This window comes from Promicromonospora kroppenstedtii DSM 19349 (assembly GCF_000515355.1).
Lineage (GTDB): Bacteria > Actinomycetota > Actinomycetes > Actinomycetales > Cellulomonadaceae > Promicromonospora > Promicromonospora kroppenstedtii.
The window spans coordinates 16,930-23,196 of the sequence record NZ_KI911694.1 but is presented as its reverse complement, the minus strand read 5'-3'; the positions used below and the strand labels follow the sequence as shown (position 1 = coordinate 23,196).

Genomic DNA, 6,267 nt, shown 5'->3' with positions numbered 1-6,267 from the left:
CGGCGTCGAGCGTGCCCGGCGCCGTCTGCCGGCTCGTGGCCGCGTCGAGCCCGTGGAGGTCCGCGGGCGTGAGCTCGCCCAGGTCGGCGCCCCAGTGCAGCACCAGGGGGAGCCCGCGCTCGGGATGGGCCACGACCACGGCGACCCCGTCACGGCGCAGCACGGACCAGCTGGAAACCTCGTCGAACCTGTTCATGGCGTGTCCCTTCGCCCCCTGGACCACACCGTACGCGCGGTCTCTGACATCGGATCGGGTTGTGTCCCGCCTGCGCGGGTGAGGTCGTCAGCGCGCCACGAGGTCGTTCTCCGTGCGCAGCACCGGCCGGGACACCAGCGCCGCGACGTCGAGGTCCTGGGCGGTCGTCACGTGGAAGACCGCGGTCGCCCCCGCCGGGAGGTCGACCACCTGCTCGTCCACCTGGGCGTCGGGATCGAGCCGGTCGGCCAGCAGGGTGACGCCGAGCGCCAGCGATGTCGCCGTCACCTCCACGCGGTAGCCGTCGTCCTGGCCGGTCACCGCGGTCTGCAGCGGCGCGGCGTCCAGGGCGAGGTCCTTGCTCTCGGCCCACCGGTGCAGCCCCCGCTCGGCGCCCAGCGTCACGACCAGCACCTCGTGCGCGGCGTCGGCGACGGCCACCACGGCCCCCTCCAGAGGGACCAGCGCCACCGAGCGCGGCGCCACGGTCACCTCGCTGCCCGACGTCGCCAGCACCTCGCCGGCCAGCGTCGTCCTGGCCGCGCCCAGCTGCCCGGCCCAGGGCTCGTCGGTGTCGTTGACCAGGGCCGCGACCAGCCCGTCGGGTCGCGGCTGCACGGTGACGAGCCGGTCGGCGAACGCGTGCCGCATCGTGTACCAGAGGGGCTTGCGCCGCCCGTCGCCGTCGACGGCGGCCCAGGACGTGACCGGCCAGCAGTCGTTGAGCTGCCACACGATCGCGCCCGCGGTACGCGGCCACCACGACCGGTAGTGCTCCACGGCGTACTGGATCGCGCGCGCCTGGTTGAGCTGCGTGGCCCAGTGCCAGTCGACGAAGCCGTGGGGCACACCCAGGTGCGGGGCCAGGCCGCGGTCCAGCTTGCCGTTGCCGTCGGCGGCCTTCTGGTGCAGCAGGAAGACCTCGGACTCCTTGAAGCCGTCGGGCACGTCAGCGCTGTCCGGAAGGATCGCGCGCCGGGAGGTCGCCCAGGTCGCCGGGCCCTGGAAGCCGAACTCCGACGAGAACCGCGGCACGTCGTCGCGGTAGTGCGTGTAGTCGACCCGGTTCCACACGTCCCACTGGTGGTGCGTGCCGTGGTCAGGGTCGTTGGGGTGCACCTGCTCGGGCGTGAAGCCGGGGGAGTAGGGCGACCCGTCCGAGTACGGGCGGGTCGGGTCCACCTCGGCCAGGATCCTCGGGAACAGCTCGTAGTAGTAGCCGGCGCCCCACGTCAGGTCGCCCAGCGGCTCCTTCCAGCCCCAGTCCTCGTGGCCCCAGATGTTCTCGTTGCCGCCGTTCCACAGCACCAGCGACGGGTGCGGCGCGAGCCGGGACGCGTTCTCCCGCACCTCGGCCTCGAGCTCGCCCCAGTGCGGGTCCTCCTCGGGGTACGCGGCGCAGGCCAGCAGGATGTCCTGCCAGACCATGACGCCCTTCTCGTCGCAGACGTCGTAGAAGTCGTCCGACTCGTAGATGCCACCGCCCCACACCCGCAGCAGGTTCAGGTTCGCACCGAGCGCCTGGTCCACGCGCTCCTCGAGGCGCTCGCGGGTGATGCGGGTCAGCAGATGGTCGTCGGGGATCCAGTTGGCCCCACGTGCGAAGACCGGCTTGCCGTTGATGCGGAACACGAAGCTCGTGCCGTGCTCGTCGCGCTCCCGGTCCAGCTCGACGGTACGGAACGCGACCCGGCCGGACCAGAGGTCCAGCGGGTCGGAGCGGTCCTCGCCGTCGCCCGCGTGGACGGCCACCTCGATCGGGTAGAGCGGCTGCTCGCCGTGGCCCACGGGCCACCACAGGTCGACGTCGCCCGCCTCCACCCGGACGTCCAGGACGCCGCCGGCCCAGCCGGCCGGGACACCGGTCGTCACGCCGCGGTCCCCGACGGAGACGTCGACGACGAGCGGCCCGGCCTCGGCCAGTCCGGACGTCTCGATCTCGACGCGCACGTCGACGAGCCCCGTGCCGTCGTCGGCCAGCGTGGCGAGCGGCGTCACGCGCGCGATCCGGGCCACGCGCCAGCGCTCCACCCGGACGGGCTTCCACAGGCCGGCCGTCTGCAGGTCGGGGCCCCAGTCCCAGCCGAACGAGCAGGCCATCTTGCGCACCATGTTGAACGGCTGGTCGTAGGCCATCGGCCGCGCCCCGAGGCGCTCCGCCTCGGCCTCGGCCGTCTCGAGCGCGGAGTCGAGGTCGACCATCAGGTTCGCCGGCGCGCCGACGAGCTCGCGCACGTCGTACCGGTAGGACCGGTGCATGTTGGCGGTGCGGCCCAGCTCGACCCGCCCTTGGCCGACGGCGGACTGCTCCACGTCCGTGTCGACGACGACGCCGGCCACCGTGTCGATGCCCTCGAAGACCAGGTCGACACGCTCGTCGTCCGCGGCCGCCGGCTCGTCCAGCACCGTCGCGTACCGCCAGGTGGCGCGCTTCATCCAGGCCAGCGCGGTCTCGTTGGTGCCGAGGTACGGGTCGGGGACGAGCCCCTGCTCCAGCAGGGCGGTGTGGCTCGTGCCCGGGACCGTCGCGGGCACGGGGACCCCGGCGAGGTCCGCCGGGACGGGGCCACCCGTCGCGGTGACGGTCCAGGCGGTCAGGTCGCGGCTGATCTTCATCGATCGTCGTCCTCCCAGAGCGGTGCTCCGTTGCGTGTGCGAGCGACCCGAGCATAGGCGGCACCCCACCGCGGATCGAACCGATGTCACCGGGCGGCCAGGAGGGTTTCCCACGGCGCCCGGCCTGGTCGGGCGCGCCGCTCAGTCGGGCCGGACCACCAGGCCGAGCCGCTCGGCCAGGAGGATCGCCTGGGCCTCGCCGACGACCGCGCCGGTGAGGTTCGCACCGAGCGGGTCGAGCGCCGACAGGTCGCTGCCCCGGAGGTCGGCATTGCTGAGGTCGGCCTCGGTGAGGTCCGCACCGGACAGGTCGCAGCCGAGCAGGACGGCGCCGGAGGCCTTGATCCCGGACAGGTCGGCCTCGCGCAGGCGGACGCCGTCGAACCGGGCGCCGGCCAGTGCTGCCCGGTGCAGGTCGGTGAAGGACCAGTTGCCGCCCTCGACCTTCAGGAGGTCGAACCGGCAGTCGTTGAACTGCGATCCCACGAGCTTGCAGCGTTCCAGCGTCGTGTCGAAGAAGACGCACGCGTCGAAGACGCAGGACGTGAACGCGACCTCGGTCAGGTGGGCGCTGTTGAGACGCACGCCGCGGAACACGCACGAGTCGAACGTGGCGCCCGTCCCCGTGGCCTCCGTCATGTCGACGTCGGCGAACAGGGTGGCCATGTGGTCCTCGCCGGTCAGGTCGCGCGAGTACCAGTCCTCGGCGCGGACGGTGAGCTCGGTGGCAGGCATGCGGATCATGTGCTCGACCTTATGGTCACCCGCCTTCACAGCCAGCCAGGAGGCGGTGAGCCGGCGCAGCCTGGGGCGGAGCAGCCGGACGAACCGGCAGCCACAGGTCCGGGAGACGGCACATGACGATGCGCCCGGTGATCCGTCGAACGGATCACCGGGCGCTTTTCCGTGTCGCTACGCCGCGGACGCCGGGTACGGGACGCCCGTGGTCGCGTGGCAGCGGTAGCCGTTCGGGTTCTTCGCGTCGGACAGGTACTGCTGGTGGTAGTCCTCGGCGTAGTAGAACGGGCCGGCCTCGGCGGCGGGCTCGATCTCGGTGGTGATCGCGTCATAGCCCTTGGCGCTCAGCACCTCGGCGTAGCGCTTGGCGGTCTCCTGCGCGGCCTCGGCCTGCTCCGGCGTCGTCCAGTAGATGCCCGAGCGGTACTGCGTGCCGACGTCGTTGCCCTGGCGGAAGCCCTGCGTCGGGTCGTGCCGCTCCCAGAAGATCTTGAGCAGCTCGGCCTCGCTGACCTTGGTCGGGTCGTACGCCACCAGCGCGGTCTCGGTGTGGCCGGTCCGCGCGGTGCAGACCTCCTCGTACGTCGGGTTCGGCGTGGTGCCGCCCATGTAGCCGACGGCGGTGCTCACGACGCCGGGGACCTGCCAGTAGATCTCCTCGGCGCCCCAGAAACAGCCCATCGCCAGGTAGAGCACGCGCGTGCCCGGCTCCCACGGTCCCGTGATCGACGAGCCCAGGACCGTGTGCGGGCGCGGGGCCTGGAGCACCGGCGCGGAGCGGCCGGGCAGGGCGTCCTCGGGGGCCACCATGGTGGTCTTGCTCGAACCGGAGCCGGGGCCGAAGAGGGAGTTCAGAAAGGTCATCGAACACACATCCTTTGGGTCTGATTCGTGCGGTGGCACGTTTGTCCATCACAACAAGCACAGGCGTGGCGGTGTTCCGGCCGGGCCGTGCGACCAGCATGACGCACCCGGCCGTCTGCCGTGGGCAGATCGGCTGGCGCCGGGCGGCCGCGCGCGCCATCGTCGACACATGAGCAGCGAGGTCGGTGCGATAGCGGTCCTGTCGGACGTCCACGGGGTGCTCCCCGTCCTGGACGCCGTGCTCGCGGAGCCCGACGTGCTCGCCGCCGACCGCGTCGTCGTCACCGGCGACCACGCCGCGGGCCCGCAGCCCGTCGAGGTGCTGGACCGCCTCCGGTCCCTGGGGGAGCGGGCCGTGCTGGTACGCGGGAACGCGGACCGGGAGCTGGTGGAGCTCGCCCGCGGCGGCGGCACCGCGATTCCCGATCCGGTCGCCCCCTGGGCGGCGGCGCAGCTCCGGCCCGACGACGTCGCGCTGCTCGCCGGCCTGCCGCACCCCGTGGAGCTCACGGTGCGCGGGTTCGGCCGCGTCGTGTTCTGCCACGGCACCCCGCGCGACGACGAGGAGGTGGTGCTCGTCGACTCCTCGCTGGAGCGCTGGGCCGACGTGCTCGGCGGGCTCGACCCCGACGTCACCACCGTGGTCATGGGGCACACCCACATGCCGTTCGTGCGGCTCGCCGACCGGCGCCTGTGCGTGAACCCCGGCAGCGTCGGCATGCCCTACGGCCGCGCAGGCGGGTCGTGGGCGCTCCTGCGGGACGGACAGGTGGGGCTGCGGCACACGCCGGTCGACGTCGCGGATGCGGTGGCCGCCGTCGCCGCCGGCAGCGCGTACCCGGGCGCCGAGGAGTGGGCGCGCGAGTACGTGACCTCGGCCAACAGCGACGCCGACGCCCTGCGTGCGTTCGGACCCCGCGACGGGCGTCCGTGACCGGGTACACCCTTGATGTAGGGCATCTTGTAGGGCATCTTGTAGGGCATGTTGAAGACGAGCATCTACCTTGACGAGAAGCGCAAGGCTGACCTCGAGCGGGTAGGCGCACTCACGGGCCGGTCTCAGGCAGACCTCATCCGCGAGGGGATCGACCAGGTGATCCACGATCACCTGCGTACTCGCCCGAAGATGAAGGGGCGTCTGCGGCAGCACGGTCTGACCCGACGTGTCGACGAGCTCATGGATGGTTTCGGCGAGTGATCGTCATCGCCGACACCGGGGGGATCGTCGCGGCAATGGACCCAGGCGAGCCGCAGCACGACGAGTTTCGGGAGACGCTCGAATCCGCCAGGCTCGCGGTGGTCACACCTCTGGTGATCGCCGAGGTCCACTACCTGCTGAGCGCAGCGGGTGAGCACCTGGCGGCGAGCGACTTCCTGGACAACGTCACTGACGGTTTCTTCGAGGTGGCCGACCCTCGCCCCGAGGACTACGGCACCGCGAGGTCCCTCATCAAGAAGTACGAGGGAAAGATGGAGCGCAAGCGTCGCAAGCCAGGGTCCCTTGACCTGGCGGACGCCATGAACGTAGTGGTGGCCGGGTCGCTGGGTACCAACCTGGTCGTGGCGACCGACCAGGACTACCGCGTGGTTCGCCCGCTGAGCGGACACGGCTGTTTCGCGATCCTCCCGGCGGACGGCGACCGGGCCTGAGCAGTGCGGCCGGGCCGCACCTCAGAGCCGCGCCGCGAACTCCTCCACCGCCGCCGCGACGCGCGCGAGGATCTCGTGCGACCGGCGCCAGTCATGCACCTCGAGCGAGTGGTCGGCGCCCTCGACCTCCAGCACCTGGGCGCCCGAGGCGGCCGCGACGGCGCCGTCCCACAGCGGGTCCGCCGTGCCGCCCACGAGCAGCG

The 6,267-nt window shown here is 72.1% G+C and carries 7 protein-coding genes and 1 pseudogene; 3 read left to right on the top strand and 5 right to left on the bottom strand.

Annotated features, from left to right (window positions below; all coding sequences use genetic code 11):
* The 4 genes from PROKR_RS35225 to msrA all read right to left on the bottom strand — a co-directional run.
* Positions 1-196 (bottom strand): hypothetical protein (locus PROKR_RS35225; protein WP_036965054.1); only part of this gene is annotated, 196 nt, incomplete at its 3' end.
* 87 nt (positions 197-283) lie between these two features.
* A complete protein-coding gene (locus PROKR_RS17305) occupies positions 284-2,812 on the bottom strand; it encodes a glycoside hydrolase family 2 protein (RefSeq protein ID WP_036965052.1) in 2,529 nt (842 codons plus the stop codon).
* Positions 2,813-2,953: 141 nt separating this feature from the next.
* The gene (locus tag PROKR_RS17300) at positions 2,954-3,556 is read right to left on the bottom strand and encodes a pentapeptide repeat-containing protein (protein ID WP_084800504.1); all 603 of its coding nucleotides are present in this window, start codon (positions 3,554-3,556) and stop codon (positions 2,954-2,956) included.
* A 168-nt stretch (positions 3,557-3,724) separates the two neighbouring features.
* On the bottom strand, positions 3,725-4,414 hold the full coding sequence (msrA, locus tag PROKR_RS17295) for a peptide-methionine (S)-S-oxide reductase MsrA (protein ID WP_036965050.1): 690 nt from the start codon (positions 4,412-4,414) through the stop codon (positions 3,725-3,727).
* A 169-nt stretch (positions 4,415-4,583) separates the two neighbouring features.
* On the opposite strand from msrA, the gene PROKR_RS17290 reads away from it, so the two are divergent.
* From PROKR_RS17290 to PROKR_RS17280, 3 genes are read left to right on the top strand one after another with little or no spacing between them, the layout of a single operon-like run.
* Entirely contained in the window at positions 4,584-5,348 is a 765-nt protein-coding gene (locus tag PROKR_RS17290; protein ID WP_036965049.1) for a metallophosphoesterase family protein, read from the top strand.
* A gap of 48 nt (positions 5,349-5,396) precedes the next feature.
* The gene (locus PROKR_RS17285) at positions 5,397-5,612 is read left to right on the top strand and encodes a hypothetical protein (RefSeq protein WP_036965048.1); all 216 of its coding nucleotides are present in this window, start codon (positions 5,397-5,399) and stop codon (positions 5,610-5,612) included.
* Positions 5,609-6,064: a type II toxin-antitoxin system VapC family toxin gene (locus PROKR_RS17280; RefSeq protein WP_036965046.1), complete on the top strand. Its 456-nt coding sequence runs from the start codon at positions 5,609-5,611 to the stop codon at positions 6,062-6,064. The genes PROKR_RS17285 and PROKR_RS17280 overlap by 4 nt, the downstream gene beginning before the upstream one ends.
* 21 nt (positions 6,065-6,085) lie before the next feature.
* On the opposite strand, the pseudogene PROKR_RS17275 reads toward PROKR_RS17280, so the two are convergent.
* A pseudogene (locus PROKR_RS17275) lies at positions 6,086-6,267 on the bottom strand (hypothetical protein); the annotation flags it as partial.

Excerpts from the sequence above, each read along its gene's own strand:
- PROKR_RS17305 (WP_036965052.1), bottom strand. The coding sequence starts at position 2,812 with ATGAAGATCAGCCGCGACCTGACCGCCTGGACCGTCACCGCGACGGGT.
- PROKR_RS17300 (WP_084800504.1), bottom strand. The coding sequence starts at position 3,556 with ATGATCCGCATGCCTGCCACCGAGCTCACCGTCCGCGCCGAGGACTGG.
- msrA (WP_036965050.1), bottom strand. The coding sequence starts at position 4,414 with ATGACCTTTCTGAACTCCCTCTTCGGCCCCGGCTCCGGTTCGAGCAAG.
- PROKR_RS17290 (WP_036965049.1), top strand. The coding sequence starts at position 4,584 with ATGAGCAGCGAGGTCGGTGCGATAGCGGTCCTGTCGGACGTCCACGGG.
- PROKR_RS17285 (WP_036965048.1), top strand. The coding sequence starts at position 5,397 with ATGTTGAAGACGAGCATCTACCTTGACGAGAAGCGCAAGGCTGACCTC.